A 15,806-nucleotide genomic window follows, 5' to 3' on the forward strand; every position below is an offset into this window, starting at 1 on the left:
AGCTCACGATAAAGCTTTCAGACAGCTAGTCGAATTGTAAGTAGGCGAAAACAGAAGACATACATGGCTGAACCGAAAAAAACGGATGAAATCGAAGAAAACCTTAAACGGGTCTATCAGGAGGCGCTCGATGAAGAGCTTCCGGACCGGTTCAAGCTGTTGTTGGAACGTCTCAAGACCGAAGGTCCGGGCGCGGTCGACAAGACGCAGGACGATACATGAGCTTTCGTGATCCCAAGGAAGAGCTGATCGAACACCTTCCTGCCTTGCGTGCCTTTGCGCTGAGCTTGGCGCGCAATGGGGCGGCTGCCGACGATCTGGTGCAGGACACCGTGGTCAAGGCGTGGAGCAATTTCGAACGGTTCAAGCCGGGAACGAATCTGCGGGCCTGGCTTTTCACGATTTTGCGCAACACGTTCTATACCGGGCGGCGCAAGGCCAAGCGCGAGGTCGCGGATGTGGACGGCATTTTCGCGGCCGGACTGGCCGAGAAGCCTGCCCATGACGGGCGATTGCAGATGAAGGATTTTCGTCGCGCGTTCGAGCAACTCGCCGACGAGCAGCGTGAGGCGCTGATCCTCGTGGGAGCCTCCGGGTTCTCCTATGAGGAGGCGGCGGGCATGTGCGGTGTGGCGATCGGTACGATCAAGAGCCGGGCCAATCGCGGGCGCGCGCGTCTAACCGAGTTGTTGGAGCTCGAGGAAGGTGACGCGCTCGAGATGACCGACAATGCAACGATGGCCGTGCTGACGGGCAACAATAACAGCTCGATCTAGGCTGCCGCGTCCTGCGCCAGCCTTTCGAGAAATGAACCGGATGTCTTCCTGAATTTGAAATAGCCTGCCCTTGCCCGTGGCCATGCGTCGGCGTCGTAGGGGCGTGCGATGCGTGCAAGGGCAATACCGGCGTCCTCGAGCCGGGGTTCAAGGGCGGCGAGAGCGTCGGCGGTCGGGCCGACAGGCGGATAGGCAGTGACGATTTGCTTGAGATCGTGCGCGATCGCCCAGGTCACGACCTCGTCCGGCGTTGGGCAATGTGTCGCCTGACCTGGTAGGGAGGCGCAACAGGCCTCGATAGCGTCCGATACGAATGAGACGACATGTGGAGAGACAGCGAGCGGCGATCTGTCTTGCGTGGCGTGATAGTGCGCGATTGCCTGCAACCTGTCTGTTTCGGGGAAGATGTCAGATGGACTGAGATCTTCCTCGGTGATTAGAAGCCCGGTGGGACAATGCATGTCCCATTCAAGCGCGAGATCGAGGCTCGATGGGTCCGGAGATGGCGGGCCGTCGAGAGGGGCGGGATTGGCGGCGAGGTCCTCGGGGCGAGGGACGCGACCTTTCGTGAATTTCTCGATATTCCAAGCTTCTGCGATATAGGCCTTGCCCCGGGTCTGAAGGCCCGCGACCCATCGCCAGCTAAGGGTGTTGGAGGCCGGATCGCCATCATAAAGATGCCGCAGGAAGAAATCGGCACCCAGCTCCCACGGGAGGCGCAGAGTGAAGATCCAGATGGAGGCGAACCACATTCGAGCGTGATTGTGCAAATACCCGTCGTGGGTGAGTTGTCGGGCCCAGATATTGAAACACTCGATCTCTGTTCGGCCAGAACACGCAGCCTCCCATTCGGAGCGCAGCCCGCTTTCCGTTTGGATCCGGTTCAACGCGGCCTGAACGCCGAGGCGGTAATCGCGCCAGACCCCCGGACGCATCTCGAGCCAGCCTTTCCAATAGGTTCGCCAGAGAACCTCATCCACAAATTTCTGCGCGGTATCGCGGTCGTAGCTCCTAAGGACAGTTCGCAGGACTTCGTCTTCAGTCAGGATACGATGTCGCAGGAAAGGTGACAGGCGGGAGACGTGAGGGTGATCTTTGAGGTCATAGCCTCGCAAGGCCGCATAGTCCGAGCCCGCCTGCGGCAGAAACTCTGAAAGCTGCCGCAGGGCATTATCGCGTGTGGCGGGTCCGGGCCAGATAGAGCTTGAGGTCATTGTCCGGCTGACATGGCGCAGCTGGAAGGCGCTTCAAGCGGTCAAGCCATGACAGGCACGGCGCAGGACCTGAAGGCGAGCAGGATTTCGTCTGGGGAAGGGATCCATCTGCACGCTGCCACAGCGTCAACGAATGCGAGAGGAAGCTCTATGAGATCGACCCGGGTTCCGTCTTCGGTTTGTGTGAATGTGAGAAGCAGCTCGACGACTGCATCTCCCTTCTGCCACGTGAAAGTCAGACTCTTTCCGGGGTCGATATGCGTGATGCGCCCCAGGATTTCCGGACCTTCATCGGGACCGTTTCTTTGAATTATGCCTCCGAACTTCGGATCGATATCGACCGTTTCGTCCAGTGAGGGCCACCACTTGTCCAGATTGTTGGTGAAAAAGTCGTACGCCTCTTCCTGCTTGAGCGGGACGGTGATTGTTTTTTCAATCGGCTTTGACGTCTTCATTATTTGTTAGCCTTCTTTTCGGAGTGTTTCACAGCGTCATCTCGGAATGCGGACAAGGCATCGTCCCAGAGATGGTCGAGATAGCGCCTTAGATCTTCGAGGCCCTCGGGAGATATCGCGTAGTACCGGCGTGTCCCATGCTGAGCCACGGTCAGAAGACCGGCATCGCTGAGGACGCGCAGATGCTGGGAAACCGCGGGCCTGCTAATCGGAAGGGCTTTGGCAAGTTCGCTCACCGGGGCTGGGCCGTGACGCAGAATATCGACGATGGCCCGGCGGGAGGGATCGGCGAGAGCGACTATTGCAACTTCGTAAGTCATGACTTACCGTAAGCGAATACGAACTGAAACGTCAAGTCCATGGCCGCCCTTGAAGGCCGCAAGGAGCACAACTAGTCTCTTTCGAACCCAGACCGGATCCTTTTCCCCCAAATCAGCAGGCACCCGATGCAAGATCCCGCCCAGACCTACATGAACCTTGTCCCAATGGTCGTCGAACAGACCGCCCGGGGCGAGCGCGCCTATGACATCTTCTCGCGACTCCTCAAGGAGCGGATCATCTTCGTGAACGGTCCCGTCCATGACGGGATGAGCCAGTTGATCGTGGCGCAATTGCTACACCTTGAGGCGGAAAATCCGTCCAAGGAGATCTCGATGTATATCAATTCGCCCGGCGGCGTCGTGACATCGGGCCTCTCGATCTACGACACGATGCAGTACATCAAGCCGAAGGTCTCGACACTGGTCGTCGGGCAAGCGGCGTCGATGGGGTCGCTTTTGCTCACCGCAGGCGAGGCCGGGATGCGGTTCTCACTGCCCAATTCGCGGATTATGGTGCACCAGCCCTCGGGCGGATATCAGGGCCAAGCTACTGATATCATGATCCATGCGCAGGAAACGCAGAAGCTGAAGACGCGGTTGAACGAGATCTATGTCAAGCATACCGGCCGGACGCTTGAAGAGGTCGAATCCGCGCTCGAGCGGGATAACTTCATGTCGCCTGAAGAAGCCAAGGAGTGGGGCCTGATCGATGAGATCGTCGAGAACCGCGCCAAGGACGACGACGAGACCGAAGAGTGAGACGAAACGCCCGGATTACGTGACAGTGATCCGGGCATTTTGCCGTTGTGGCCCGTTGGGGGCTGCCTTAGTCTGGTAAAACGACAAAGCCGTTATAGTTGGCGGCTGGTAGCGTCACCGAGGATCGCCCATGGCAAACACTTCCGGAAGCGACAGCAAGAACACACTTTACTGCAGCTTTTGCGGGAAGAGTCAGCACGAGGTTCGCAAGCTGATTGCCGGGCCGACCGTGTTCATCTGCGATGAATGCGTCGAACTGTGCATGGACATCATCCGCGAGGAGACCAAGAGCGCGGGGCTTAAGGCGGCTGACGGTGTTCCGACGCCGAAAGAGATTTGCGAGGTCCTCGACGATTACGTGATCGGACAGGCCCATGCCAAGCGAGTGCTCTCGGTTGCAGTGCACAATCATTACAAACGTCTGAACCATTCGTCCAAGTCGACCGATATCGAGTTGGCGAAGTCGAATATCATGCTGATTGGCCCGACGGGCTGCGGCAAGACGCTGCTGGCGCAGACGCTGGCGCGGATCCTCGATGTGCCGTTCACGATGGCCGATGCGACGACGCTGACCGAAGCGGGCTATGTCGGCGAGGATGTTGAGAACATCATCCTCAAGCTGCTTCAGGCCTCGGAATACAACGTGGAACGGGCGCAGCGAGGCATCGTCTATATCGACGAGGTCGACAAGATCACGCGCAAGTCCGACAACCCCTCGATCACCCGCGATGTGTCGGGCGAGGGCGTGCAGCAGGCGCTTCTGAAGATCATGGAAGGCACCGTGGCCTCCGTTCCTCCGCAAGGCGGTCGCAAGCATCCGCAACAGGAATTTCTGCAGGTCGATACGACGAATATTCTCTTCATCTGTGGCGGGGCTTTTGCGGGTCTCGACAAGATCATTGCGCAGCGCGGCAAGGGGTCTGCGATGGGCTTTGGGGCCGATGTTCGCGACAATGACCAGCGCGGTGTCGGCGAGGTCTTTATGGATCTGGAACCGGAAGATCTGCTGAAGTTCGGTCTGATCCCGGAATTCGTTGGCCGCTTGCCGGTCATCGCGACGCTTCAGGATCTCGATGAAGATGCGCTGATTACGATCCTGACCCAGCCGAAGAACGCCTTGGTTAAACAGTACCAGCGCCTGTTCGAATTGGAGAGCACGAAACTCACCTTCACCGAGGATGCTTTGGCGGCCATCGCCAAGCGTGCCATCGAACGCAAGACCGGCGCGCGGGGATTACGGTCTATCCTTGAAGACATCCTGCTTAACACGATGTTTGACCTGCCCGGCATGGACGCCGTGACTGAGGTTGTCGTCAATGACGATGCGGTGAATTCGGATGCGGCCCCTCTCATGATTTACGCCGAGGGCGAGAAAGAGTCGGCCTCTGCCGGATAAGGTGATCCGGCGCATCCCAAGCGGCGGAACTTACGAAGAGAAGATAGGCTATTGCCGGGCTGTCGTCGCGGATGGATGGATCTTTGTGTCCGGGACGGTTGGTGTCGACCGGCAGACCGGCGAGGTGTCTTCTGACATAGCCGTTCAGTGCAGGCAGGCCTTGGATATCATCGAGGAAGCCCTGTTGGCAGCTGGTAGCGGTTTCTCGGACGTTGTCCGGGTGACATACATGCTGCCTGACCGATCGGAGTTCGAAGCCTGTTGGCCGGTTCTTTCAGCCACGTTTGGCGATGCGCCGCCCGCCGCGACGATGATCGAATGCGGATTGATCGACCCTAAATACCGGATTGAGATCGAGGTCACCGCCCGCGTGCCACAGCGCTGAGACTGGACGCCGAAAGAGCGATGGGTCATAGACAGATCGAGCGAAAAGGACATCTCGATGGGACTGAAAACAGGTTTGCTCCGTGTATTGACATGGTGGAACAGCCAGACTTTGGGCACCCAGCTTTTCACCTGGCGGAAGGGCGAAGAGGTCGGCCGGGATGAAATCGGCAATATCTATTATCAGACTGATGGCGGCAAACGTCGCTGGGTCATCTACAATGATGAAGCGGAAGCCAGCAAGGTAAGCCCGGACTGGCATGGCTGGCTGCACCACACATGGGACGAGCCGCCGACCGAGGCTCCGCTGCCGCGAAAAGAGTGGGAAAAGCCTCATATCCCGAACCTCACGGGAACTCCTGCTGCCTATGCGCCGCCGGGATCAATCCGCCGTCGCGATCCGGCTCCGACGACAGATTACGAAGCGTGGACGCCGGAATGAGATATCTTGCTTTGGCCTTGGCGCTTTTGGCTGGTCCGGCTGCCTCGCAAGACGAGGTCGTCTCGGCGTCCGGCGGTGTATTGAGAATTCTCGACAAAACGACAGGAGATCTCGAGGATGTCGATGTCGCTATCGGCCAGATCGGCGGAGAGGGCCGGGTCGAGATTGCTTTGGAGGAGTGCCGCTATCCCGCTGGCAATCCGTCCGGAGACGCTTTTGCCTTCGTGACGGTTTTTGTCACGGGCCTTGAGGATCCCGCCTTCCGGGGTTGGTTGATCGGATCGGCCCCCGCGCTTCATGCGATGAACCACCCACGCTATGACGTCTGGGTGCTGAGCTGCACAACCTCCTGAGAAGGCAGCAGCGGCGTTGCGCCGAATTTGGCAGAGCCCTCCAGTGCATCCGCAAGACGCTGTTGGTACACATGACGTGGCACTTCGATCGCGCCGAGGCTGGCGAGGTGATCTGTCAGGAACTGCGTGTCAAATAGCTTGAACCCGTCTGATCTGAGACTGGCCACGAGATATGCGAGAGCGATCTTGGACGCATCGGTTCTTCGAGAGAACATGCTTTCGCCGAAAAACGCTGCTTTTAGCGTGACGCCGTACACCCCACCGACGAGATCGTCGTTGTCCCAGACCTCGATCGAATGGGCAAAGCCCAGCGCGTGAAGCTCGCCGTAAAGATTGAAGATGGTCCTGTTGATCCAGGTATCCGCACGATCAGCGCAGCCTTCGACGACCTGCATGAATGCCTGATCAAGCGTGAGACGAAACGGCTCTTTGAGGAGCGTCTTTCGCAGGGATCGCGAGATGTGGAACCGGTCGAGCGGGAAAATGCCGCGCTGGCGCGGGTCGACCCAAAAGATCTCATCCGTGTCGCGCCCTTCGGACATCGGAAAGATGCCCGACGCGTATCCTTGCAAAAGACGCTCCGGGCTAAGACCGGATCGTGATGTCACCGGCCTAGCCGAGGTTGTTTTCGAGCCATTCTTCAAGCCAGTGGATGTTATAGGCTCCGGTCAGGATATCCTTCTCGGCCAGCAGATCATTGAAGAGCGGAATAGTGGTTTCAACGCCATCTACGATCAGCTCGCCCAGGGCGCGTTCAAGCCGAGCCAGCGCTTCAGGGCGGTCCCTACCGTGGACGATAAGCTTGCCGATCAGGCTGTCGTAGTAGGGTGGGATCGAATAGCCGTCATAAAGCGCGCTGTCCATCCGCACACCAAGCCCACCTGGTGCATGATACTGTGAGATCTTGCCGGGAGATGGAGCAAAATTCGGGAGTTTCTCGGCGTTGATGCGCACTTCGATCGCGTGCCCGTCGATCTTGAGGTCGTCCTGAGTAAACGACATCGGCAGTCCCGCCGCCACGCGAATCTGTTCTCGGACCAGGTCCTGCCGGAAGATCGCTTCGGTCACAGGATGCTCGACCTGAAGGCGGGTATTCATTTCGATGAAGTAGAACTCGCCGTTCTCATAGAGAAATTCGATGGTTCCGGCGCCGATATAGTTGATGCGAGCGACGGCCTCGGCGCATGTCTTGCCGATATCGGCGCGGGTCTTGGCATCGATTGCGGGGCCGGGCGCCTCTTCGAAGACCTTTTGGTGGCGCCGTTGCAGGGAGCAATCCCGCTCGCCGAGATGAACGGCGTTACCCTTGCCATCGCCGAAGACCTGGATCTCGATATGGCGCGGTGTGGTGAGATATTTCTCGATATAGACTTCGTCGTTGCCGAAGGCCGCCTTGGCCTCGGATCGGGCGGCACCGAAGGCCGTGTCGAGCTGACTTGCGGATTCGGCGACCTTCATCCCGCGCCCGCCACCGCCTGCAGTGGCCTTGATGATGACCGGGTAGCCAATCTCGGACGCGATACGGCGGGCGTCTTCGAGTGTGGGGACACCGCCATCCGAGCCTGGCACGCAGGGCACGCCTAGAGCCTTCATCGTCTCAATCGCGGTGATCTTGTCGCCCATCACGCGGATATGTTCGGCGGTCGGGCCGATGAAGGTCAGGTCATGATCTTCGACGATCTGCACAAAATTAGCGTTCTCGCTTAGGAAACCATAGCCGGGATGGATGGCCTGGGCGCCCGTGATCTCGCAGGCGGAGATGATGGCGGGGATCGACAGGTAGCTTTGCGGGCTGGGAGGCGGGCCGATGCAGACCGACTCATCGGCCATTCGGACATGCATGGCATCTGCATCCGCGGTCGAATGAACAGCGACGGTCCGGATGCCCATCTCGCGCGCGGCGCGGACGACACGGAGGGCGATTTCGCCGCGATTGGCGATGAGGATCTTGTCGAACATTACTCGATGATCATCAATGGAGCGCCGAACTCAACCGGGGCGCCGTCTTCGACGAGGATACGTTTGACCGTGCCTGATTTGGGGGCGGGGATCTGGTTCATAGTCTTCATCGCTTCCACGATCAGAAGGGTATCGCCCTCGCTGACCTTCTGGCCTGTTGTGACGAAGGGCGGGTTGCCCGGCTCGGCCTGTAGATAGATCGTGCCAACCATCGGAGAGGTGATGGCCCCGGGATGCGCGGCTGGGTCCTCCGCCTCGGTCGCGGATGCAGAAGCTGGTGTCGGAGCGGCGACGGGGGCCGCCGGGGCGGCGGCTGCGGATGCTACGGGAGCAGGTGCGATTGCGATGGAGCCCCGGCTGACCCGAACATCGAGCGAATCATTTTCGGAATAGTCCCGTTTTACCCGCAGTTCGGTGAGATCATTCTCCCGCAGAAGCTCTGCCAATGCTCGGATGAAGCTGACATCGCTGTCGTGCTGAGTGTTCTTCGCCATCTTGTCCTCGACCGGTTGCGCCGTTCTCACAGGCTTTCGCCGTAAGTGGGTCGCTCAAAAGGGGCCATCTTTCAAGAGGGAAGGATCCTATCGCCGGATCTAGGGTCGATCAGATTGCTCGCGAATCCGCCGGGCGTGCGTCCGGATCAGGGGGCAGCATGCTGATCCCATAGGGTTTGAGCGTGACCTCGATCTGCCTGAGAAAGTGCGGCAGATCCGAAGCGTCGCTGATGCGGCTTTCAAGAAGGGTTCGTCCGATTGCCGCCTTCTGTCCGGGGTCCGGAGGGCGGACTGTCGAAAGCTCTGCCATATCAAGCTGGGTGGTACGGGCCGCCTGCATAGGCGAGGGCGGTTTGATCCACGCGGTTGCCATCTGATAACCGCCGCGAAGGCCTGTAGAAATCTGGAGGATGTCCATCTCACACTCCGACATCGATAGCGTCCCCACCGGATCTTCGATACGTCTAAGGTTTGAAGATCCGGTGAAGATTTTAGATCTAATTGGTCAGATCGATTTCAGGACCAGTGCGCCCTCCGGCGATTTCCCGAATGACAGATGCGTCTTCCGCAAAACGCGTAGCCTCAGCGGTGTTCTCTGCCGGGTCAGTGATCGATGTGACCTGATCGATCAAAGCTTCGATCCGGAGATCTTTCTGGACGTCCGCCGCTCTGGCCCGGGCTTCATCAACAGAAGTCTCGGGCGAGGGCGGATCCAGTGTCAGCAATACCGATTGTTTGGGCGGTGCTGCCGTCTCTACTGCTACACCTGCGGAGAGGAGCGGATCAGCTTGGGGTTTTGCCGGCGTCACCTCTGTCGGCGCGTTTGCTGCAGGCGGTGCCTCGCGCGGCGGACTGGACGCATTTTCCTCGCCATCGGCGATTGGGGCGGTGTTCGTGCCTGTCTCTTCTTTCGGGTCCGCGGATTGTCCGCTTTCCGATCCCGCAACGGTTTGTTTCGGTGCCTGCGTCGTCGGAAATAGAGACGACGAACCAATAGTTTCGACTATCATTTATAATCCTTCGTTCAGTGCCACCACCCGGTAGATCGAAGGATTATGTTCATCTTCGTTAAGAGAGACTTAAGTCGCGCCCAACTTCTGAAGGCAAAGTTAACGGACCGCCGAACAACGGCGGCCCGGTCATCGTTAGCGGTTCATTCGATTTTCGATAAGGTTATCGACAACTTCTGGCTCGGCTAATGTCGATGTATCCCCAAGGCTGCCGTAATCGTTCTCTGCAATCTTGCGCAGAATACGCCTCATGATCTTGCCCGATCGGGTTTTCGGTAATCCGGGGGCCCATTGGATAAGGTCGGGCTTCGCGATCGGTCCGATCTCGCTTCGCACCCAGACTTCCAACTCCTTGCGCAGCTCGTCGGTCGGCTCCTTGTTGGACATGAGCGTGACGTAAGCGTAGATCCCCTGGCCTTTCACGTCGTGGGGATACCCGACGACGGCCGCTTCCGAGACGGCCTCATGTGCCACCAGAGCGCTTTCCACTTCGGCTGTCCCCATGCGGTGGCCCGAGACGTTGATCACGTCATCGACGCGGCCGGTGATCCAGTAATGGCCATCCTCGTCCCTGCGGCAGCCGTCACCGGTGAAGTAGTATCCCTTGTACTGCTGAAAGTAGGTCGCCTCGAACCGAGGATGATCTTCCCAGACCGTCCGCATCTGGGCGGGCCAGCTATCAGCGATACATAAGACGCCCTCGGCGGGGTCATCATCGATGATCTTTCCACTTTCCGGTTCGAGCACGACGGGTTTGATGCCGAAGAACGGCGTCATCGCGGATCCCGGCTTTGTTGCCGTCGCCCCGGGGAGCGGTGTCAGGAGGTGACCTCCTGTTTCGGTTTGCCACCAGGTATCAACGATAGGGCATGTGCCTTTTCCCACGACTTCGTTGTACCAATTCCATGCTTCTGGGTTGATCGGCTCACCCACTGTTCCGAGCGTCTTAAGCGACGACAAATCGGATTTCTCGACGAACTCCTTGCCTTTGCCCATCAAAGCCCGAATGGCGGTCGGCGCGGTGTAGAATTGGTTGACCTTATGCTTCTCGCAGACCTGCCAGAAGCGCGATGCGTCGGGATAGGTGGGCACCCCTTCGAACATGACCGTGGTTCCGCCATTCGCAAGCGGGCCGTAAACGATATAGCTGTGTCCGGTGACCCAGCCGACATCGGCGGTGCACCAATAGACGTCTCCATCATGGTAATCGAACGTCATCTGATGGGTCATCGCGGCGTAGACTAGATATCCGCCCGAGGTGTGCACCACCCCTTTGGGCTGACCGGTCGAGCCGGACGTGTAGAGAATGAAGAGTGGATCTTCTGCGCCTATCTCTTCGGCGGGGCAGTCGTCCGAAACCGTCTCTTTCATCTCGTGCAGCCAATGGTCGGTCTCTGACCGCCAGGCAACTTGCTGACCGGTGCGGCGAACGACGAGGCTTTGGCAGGTATGGATGACGTTCAGAAGCGCTTGATTGACGTTGTCCTTGAGATTGGTCACCCGCCCGCCACGCGGCGCGCCGTCAGCGGTTATCACGACCTTTGCATCACATCCGTTGATCCGCGCGCCCAGCGCGTCGGCGGAGAACCCGGCAAAGACGATGGAGTGAATGGCGCCGATCCGGGCACAGGCGAGCATGGCATAGGCGGCTTCGGGGATCATCGGCAGGTAGAGAACCACGCGATCCCCTTTCCCGACACCCAGTGCCTTTAGAACATTGGCCATCTCGCAGACTTCGCGATGAAGGTCCCGATAGCTGATGTGGAGTGCATCCTCGGTCGGATCGTCAGGCTCCCAGATGATGGCAGTCTGGTCGCCGCGCGCTTCTAGATGACGGTCGATGCAGTTGGCTGCGACGTTGAGCGTGCCGTCCTCGTACCATTTGATCGAGACGTTGCCGAAGTCGAAATTCGTATTCTTTACGATGCTATAGGGCTTGATCCAGTCGATCCGTTTGCCGTGCTCTCCCCAGAACCCCTCCGGATCTTCGATACTGGCAGCGTACATCTCTTCGTAGGTTGCCGCATCGATATGAGCGGTGGAGGCGAAGGCATCGGAGGGCGGGTACGTGGGCGTTTTCTCATCGAGCATATCGATCTCCTCGGTTTTGTCTGACCGCTGACTTGCGGTCGGCGATGGGGCGGCTTCGTGCCAAGGGGAAGGGGCCGCCTGGGGGTGTTAGATAGCAAGATACTCGGCGCGCAGCATCTCGTCGTCCAGAACCTCTTGCGCCGAGCCGTCGTAAACGATCGAGCCGGTATCGAGGATGACCGCGCGATCGGCGAGCTTGAGCGCGGCAACGGCATTTTGCTCGACGATGATGGTCGTGATGCCTTGGTCGCGGATGATGTTGAGGGTTTTAGCAATTTCCTGAACGATGACGGGGGCGAGGCCCTCATAAGGTTCGTCGAGCAAGAGCACCTTGATGTCTTTGCAAAGCGCTCGCGCGATCGAGAGCATTTGTTGCTCCCCTCCAGACAGGGTGACGCCTTCCTGTTTACGCCGCTCGCCAAGACGCGGAAAGAGATCGTAGACCCGATCAATAGACCATCCTTTGGGCGGTGCGATCTGCGCCAGTTGCAGATTTTCCTCGACGGTCAGGCCTGGAATGATCCGCCTGTCCTCCGGGACAAGCGCGATTCCGGCCGCAGAGGCCTGATGCGATTTCATCTCGTGGAGCGGCTGGTGGTCGAGCCAGATCTCGCCATGCCGCAACTCGGGATTGTCGAGACGCGCAATGGTCCGCAAGGTCGAGGTTTTCCCTGCACCATTGCGTCCGAGCAAGGCGAGGATCTCTCCTTCGTGGATATTGAAGGAGATGTTTTGAACGATGTAGCTCTCCCCGTAATAGGCCTCGACCTCCCAAAGCGAAAGAAAGGCCGGGTGAGTGGCTGCGTTATTGGCGTTCTTGTTAAACGGAACGTTCATCGGCTTCTCCCTAGGGGACAGATTTTTCTAGAAAAATCTGACTTTGAATTTTCTTCTAGAAGAAAATTGAGCTTCAAAACCTTCTAGAAGGTTTTGGCGCGTCAGACATGTGCTTCTCCCAGATAGGCTTCGCGGACCTTTGGATGCCCCTTGATATTCTCCGGTGTATCTTCAACGAGCGGCGTGCCTTGCGCGAGAACGGTGATCCGCTCTGCCAGCGAGAAAACCACATGCATATCATGCTCGATAATGCACATCGTGATATCCCGCTTTTCGTTGATCTCCTTGAGCAGATCGATGGTGTTGTTGGTATCCGCCCGCGCCATGCCGGCGGTTGGTTCGTCGAGCAAAAGCAAACGGGGATCCTGAACGAGGCACATCGCCATTTCGAGACGGCGCTTGTCACCGCGCGACAGCGAACTTGCGATCATGTCACGCTTTTCCAGCATATTGACATCGGCGAGCATCTCCTCCGCCTTCTCCTGCAGGCCTTTCTCATTCTCGACGCTTTCGATGGCATGGAGACGGAAGGCGCCGTCCCGTCTGGCAAAGCAGGGGATCATGACATTCTCCAGCACGCTGAGATCGGCGAAGATCTCGGGGGTCTGGAACACCCGGCTAATACCCATCTGGTTGATCTCGTGCGGTTTGCGTCCGAGTACGGATTTGCCATCGAAGAGGACCGAACCGGTATCGGGGATCAGCTTGCCGACAAGGCAGTTGAGCAGTGTTGATTTGCCTGCCCCGTTCGGACCGATGATGGCGTGAACCGTGCTTTCGGTGACCGACAGATTGACGTCGCCTAGCGCCTGAAGACCTCCGAACCGCTTTCCCACACCTTTGACTTCGAGAATTCCCATTTGCCGTCTCCTTATTCGCCGGGATGGCCGGGCTGCTTTCTGGCCGCGTCGCTTTCCACCGAGCCGGCCTTCTTCCCGCGCCGGAAAACCGTCGCGAGCTTCTGGCCACCCTGGACGAGACCGCCGGGCAGGAAGATCACGACCAACATAAAGAGCAGGCCGAGTGTCAGGTGCCAGCCTTTGCCGACAAAGGGGTAGATGATGGCGACGACGATATTCTCGAGGCCGTCTGGCAAGAAGGCGAACCAGTCATGCAGGACGGTGCTGTTGATCTTCGAGATGATGTTCTCAAAATACTTGATGAAGCCCGCACCAAGGACAGGCCCGATCAGCGTTCCCGCACCGCCAAGGATGGTCATGAGAACGACCTCTCCACTTGCCGTCCAGAACATTCGCTCTGCGCCGACCTGCGTGTCCATCGCGACCAGCAATCCACCTGCCAGACCCGCATACATGCCCGAGATCACAAAGGCTGCCAGAGTGTACGGCTTTGAGCTGATGCCGGTGTAGTTCAGCCGGTTCTGATTGGATTTCACGGCCCGCAGCATCATGCCGAAGGGAGAGCGGAAGATGCGGATCGAGAGATAGAAGGCCAGCAGCATCATGAAGGCTGCGAGATAATAGCCCGCATTGAAGGTGAAGACCCAAGCGCCGATCTCAAGCTCGTAGCTTGAGGTCATGTTCAAACCGAAGAGGTTTGCACGCGGCGGATTTCCGGGGGCAAGTTCCGCATCGAGGATCCGGGGATCGAAGTACTTGAGTTGCAGACCCGTCTCGCCGCCGGTGATCGGGGTGAGAACCGAATAGGCCAAGGCGAAGGACATCATCGCGAAGGCGAGAGTCAGGATGGAGAAATAGATCCCGGAACGCCGAAGCGAAATGAAACCAACGATCAATGCGAAAAGGCCCGCGACGACGATCGATCCGAGGATGGCCGGGATCACATTGGTCGTCAGCAGTTTCATCATCCAGATGCCAGCATAGCTACCGACGCCCAGAAAGGCGGCGTGACCGAAGGACAGATAGCCGGTCAGACCGAAGAGGATGTTAAAGCCGATCGCGAAGATCCCAAAGATTACGAAGCGCTGCATCAGGTCCGGGTAGCCTGCATTGAACTGAGACAGTGCAGACCCCTCCGGGAAGGGATTGAGGAGGAAGGGTGCAAAGAGGGACAACGCGAGAACGAGCAAGAATAGCGAGAAATCCTTGCGCCCCAGACCCATCACTCTGCCCGAGCCCGTTTTTGTCTTTGAGGCGGAGGCGCGGACAGCGCGAGTATCGGTGGTTTGGTCTGTCATGGCTTAGTCCTCCATCACGCCCTTGCGTCCCATCAGACCGCGAGGACGGGTCAGAAGCACGACGATGGCGACAAGATAGATGATGATCTGATTGATCCCGGGCAGAACGTTCAGAACTTGTGTCATCGACGCGAAGGCTTCGATGATGCCTAGCATAAAGCCTGCCAAAACGGCCCCCGGCAGAGAGCCCATGCCGCCCACGACGACCACCACGAAGCTCAGGACGAGAAAGTCCATGCCCATGTGATAGTTGGGTGAATTGATGGGTCCGTACATGACCCCTGCAAGTCCGGCCACTGCAGCGGCGATCCCGAACATGATGGTAAAGCGCCTGTCGATGTCGATGCCAAGCATGCCCACGGTTTCGCGATCCGCCATGCCTGCGCGAACCACCATACCGAATGTCGTGAATTGCAGGAAGGCAAAGACCGCAGCGATCAAGATCGCGGCGAAGAAAAAGTAGGTGAGGCGCCAATAGGGATAGACGATTGATCCGGGGTCAAACCCGAGGAGAACGCCAAAGTCGAAGCTGCCGACAAAGGCCGAAGGGGCCGGGGTCGGGATCGGGTTCGCGCCATAGAAATATTTGATGATCTCTTGCAGCACAATCGCGAGACCGAAGGTCACGAGGATCTGGTCGGCGTGGGGGCGTTTGTAGAAGTGTTTAATCAAGCCGCGCTCCATCGTGACGCCGATTGCGATCATCACGGGGATGGCAAAGAGGATCGAGAGCGGGACAGCCCAGTCTATTATAGCATTGCCCGTCGCTTCACCGAACCAGTGGACGACATAGGGCGTCTCTTGCTGAAGCGCACCGAAACTGAAGCCGCCGACGGATGTGTCGCCCGCATCCTCGGGAACGAAGCCGAGGCTCAGCAGGCGCGAAAAGGTGACAGCACAGAACGCGCCCAGCATGAAGAGCGCGCCGTGAGCGAAGTTTACGACACCCAGCGTGCCGAAGATCAGCGTGAGGCCGAGGGCGATCAGCGCGTAAGCGCTGCCCTTATCGAGCCCGTTCAGGATTTGAAGGATAATGGCGTCCATGGCGGCCCCGCTGCGACGTTCCGGTCAGATGACGTGTCGGTTTGCAATCTGATCCGACCCGGTGGATCGGAAGGCCGCCGCTCCGACACGGGAGCGACGGCCGTAGCATTGGCG

General features: G+C 58.4%; 20 protein-coding genes. 7 read left to right on the plus strand and 13 right to left on the minus strand.

All coding sequences use genetic code 11. The features are described 5' to 3' along the window. Window positions 1–63: 63 nt before the first annotated feature. Both AAD018_RS05645 and AAD018_RS05650 read left to right on the plus strand, forming a co-directional pair. A complete protein-coding gene (locus tag AAD018_RS05645; protein WP_367313104.1) occupies window positions 64–222 on the plus strand; it encodes a NepR family anti-sigma factor in 159 nt (52 codons plus the stop codon). Beyond that, window positions 219–776: an RNA polymerase sigma factor gene (locus tag AAD018_RS05650; protein WP_367313103.1), complete on the plus strand. Its 558-nt coding sequence runs from the start codon at window positions 219–221 to the stop codon at window positions 774–776. Before AAD018_RS05645 ends, AAD018_RS05650 begins: the two co-directional genes overlap by 4 nt. On the opposite strand, the gene AAD018_RS05655 is transcribed toward AAD018_RS05650, so the two are convergent. From AAD018_RS05655 to AAD018_RS05665, 3 genes are read right to left on the minus strand one after another with little or no spacing between them, the layout of a single operon-like run. Further along, window positions 773–1,990, minus strand: a complete 1,218-nt coding sequence (locus tag AAD018_RS05655; RefSeq protein ID WP_367313102.1) for an FAD-binding domain-containing protein — start codon at window positions 1,988–1,990, stop codon at window positions 773–775. The two genes, AAD018_RS05650 and AAD018_RS05655, sit on opposite strands and share 4 nt — an antisense overlap. A 41-nt stretch (window positions 1,991–2,031) precedes the next feature. Then, the gene (locus AAD018_RS05660; RefSeq protein WP_367313101.1) at window positions 2,032–2,445 is read right to left on the minus strand and encodes an SRPBCC domain-containing protein; all 414 of its coding nucleotides are present in this window, start codon (window positions 2,443–2,445) and stop codon (window positions 2,032–2,034) included. Continuing rightward, the gene (locus AAD018_RS05665; protein ID WP_367313100.1) at window positions 2,445–2,765 is read right to left on the minus strand and encodes an ArsR/SmtB family transcription factor; all 321 of its coding nucleotides are present in this window, start codon (window positions 2,763–2,765) and stop codon (window positions 2,445–2,447) included. The genes AAD018_RS05660 and AAD018_RS05665 overlap by 1 nt, the downstream gene beginning before the upstream one ends. A gap of 126 nt (window positions 2,766–2,891) precedes the next feature. Here AAD018_RS05665 and AAD018_RS05670 point away from each other — a divergent pair, with 126 nt between their 5' ends. The 5 genes from AAD018_RS05670 (at window position 2,892) to AAD018_RS05690 (ending at window position 6,099) form a co-directional block, all read left to right on the plus strand. Beyond that, window positions 2,892–3,524 (plus strand): ATP-dependent Clp protease proteolytic subunit, encoded by a 633-nt coding sequence (locus tag AAD018_RS05670; protein ID WP_367313099.1) that lies wholly within the window; start codon window positions 2,892–2,894, stop codon window positions 3,522–3,524. A 130-nt stretch (window positions 3,525–3,654) separates the two neighbouring features. After that, entirely contained in the window at window positions 3,655–4,920 is a 1,266-nt protein-coding gene (gene clpX / locus AAD018_RS05675) for an ATP-dependent Clp protease ATP-binding subunit ClpX (protein WP_367313098.1), read from the plus strand. A 1-nt stretch (window position 4,921) separates the two neighbouring features. Beyond that, window positions 4,922–5,305, plus strand: coding sequence for a RidA family protein (locus tag AAD018_RS05680; RefSeq protein ID WP_367313097.1), 384 nt, complete (start codon window positions 4,922–4,924; stop codon window positions 5,303–5,305). A gap of 57 nt (window positions 5,306–5,362) precedes the next feature. After that, on the plus strand, window positions 5,363–5,746 hold the full coding sequence (locus AAD018_RS05685) for an NADH:ubiquinone oxidoreductase subunit NDUFA12 (protein WP_367313096.1): 384 nt from the start codon (window positions 5,363–5,365) through the stop codon (window positions 5,744–5,746). Beyond that, on the plus strand, window positions 5,743–6,099 hold the full coding sequence (locus AAD018_RS05690) for a DUF2155 domain-containing protein (RefSeq protein ID WP_367313095.1): 357 nt from the start codon (window positions 5,743–5,745) through the stop codon (window positions 6,097–6,099). Before AAD018_RS05685 ends, AAD018_RS05690 begins: the two co-directional genes overlap by 4 nt. On the opposite strand, the gene aat is transcribed toward AAD018_RS05690, so the two are convergent. The 10 genes from aat to AAD018_RS05740 all read right to left on the minus strand — a co-directional run bounded on the left by aat (window position 6,063) and on the right by AAD018_RS05740 (window position 15,692). After that, on the minus strand, window positions 6,063–6,707 hold the full coding sequence (gene aat / locus AAD018_RS05695; RefSeq protein ID WP_367313094.1) for a leucyl/phenylalanyl-tRNA--protein transferase: 645 nt from the start codon (window positions 6,705–6,707) through the stop codon (window positions 6,063–6,065). The two genes, AAD018_RS05690 and aat, sit on opposite strands and share 37 nt — an antisense overlap. Before the next feature lie 4 nt (window positions 6,708–6,711). After that, window positions 6,712–8,058 carry an acetyl-CoA carboxylase biotin carboxylase subunit gene (accC, locus tag AAD018_RS05700; RefSeq protein WP_367313093.1) on the minus strand — a complete coding sequence of 449 codons (1,347 nt, stop codon included), beginning with the start codon at window positions 8,056–8,058 and terminating at the stop codon, window positions 6,712–6,714. After that, window positions 8,058–8,552, minus strand: coding sequence for an acetyl-CoA carboxylase biotin carboxyl carrier protein (accB, locus tag AAD018_RS05705; RefSeq protein ID WP_367314196.1), 495 nt, complete (start codon window positions 8,550–8,552; stop codon window positions 8,058–8,060). Before accB ends, accC begins: the two co-directional genes overlap by 1 nt. A gap of 109 nt (window positions 8,553–8,661) precedes the next feature. Continuing rightward, window positions 8,662–8,985 carry a hypothetical protein gene (locus tag AAD018_RS05710; protein ID WP_367313092.1) on the minus strand — a complete coding sequence of 108 codons (324 nt, stop codon included), beginning with the start codon at window positions 8,983–8,985 and terminating at the stop codon, window positions 8,662–8,664. A gap of 64 nt (window positions 8,986–9,049) precedes the next feature. Then, on the minus strand, window positions 9,050–9,562 hold the full coding sequence (locus AAD018_RS05715; RefSeq protein ID WP_367313091.1) for a hypothetical protein: 513 nt from the start codon (window positions 9,560–9,562) through the stop codon (window positions 9,050–9,052). Window positions 9,563–9,697: 135 nt separating this feature from the next. Beyond that, window positions 9,698–11,653, minus strand: coding sequence for an acetate--CoA ligase (acs, locus tag AAD018_RS05720; RefSeq protein WP_367313090.1), 1,956 nt, complete (start codon window positions 11,651–11,653; stop codon window positions 9,698–9,700). Between the two features lie 87 nt (window positions 11,654–11,740). After that, window positions 11,741–12,490: an ABC transporter ATP-binding protein gene (locus tag AAD018_RS05725; protein WP_367313089.1), complete on the minus strand. Its 750-nt coding sequence runs from the start codon at window positions 12,488–12,490 to the stop codon at window positions 11,741–11,743. Window positions 12,491–12,591: 101 nt separating this feature from the next. Continuing rightward, window positions 12,592–13,350 (minus strand): ABC transporter ATP-binding protein, encoded by a 759-nt coding sequence (locus tag AAD018_RS05730; protein WP_367313088.1) that lies wholly within the window; start codon window positions 13,348–13,350, stop codon window positions 12,592–12,594. 11 nt (window positions 13,351–13,361) lie between these two features. Beyond that, on the minus strand, window positions 13,362–14,576 hold the full coding sequence (locus AAD018_RS05735) for a branched-chain amino acid ABC transporter permease (RefSeq protein WP_367314195.1): 1,215 nt from the start codon (window positions 14,574–14,576) through the stop codon (window positions 13,362–13,364). Between the two features lie 75 nt (window positions 14,577–14,651). Beyond that, a complete protein-coding gene (locus AAD018_RS05740) occupies window positions 14,652–15,692 on the minus strand; it encodes a branched-chain amino acid ABC transporter permease (protein ID WP_367313087.1) in 1,041 nt (346 codons plus the stop codon). Window positions 15,693–15,806: the final 114 nt, after the last annotated feature.

It is taken from the genome of Aestuariibius insulae (assembly GCF_040783535.2).
GTDB classification, from domain to species: domain Bacteria; phylum Pseudomonadota; class Alphaproteobacteria; order Rhodobacterales; family Rhodobacteraceae; genus Aestuariibius; species Aestuariibius insulae.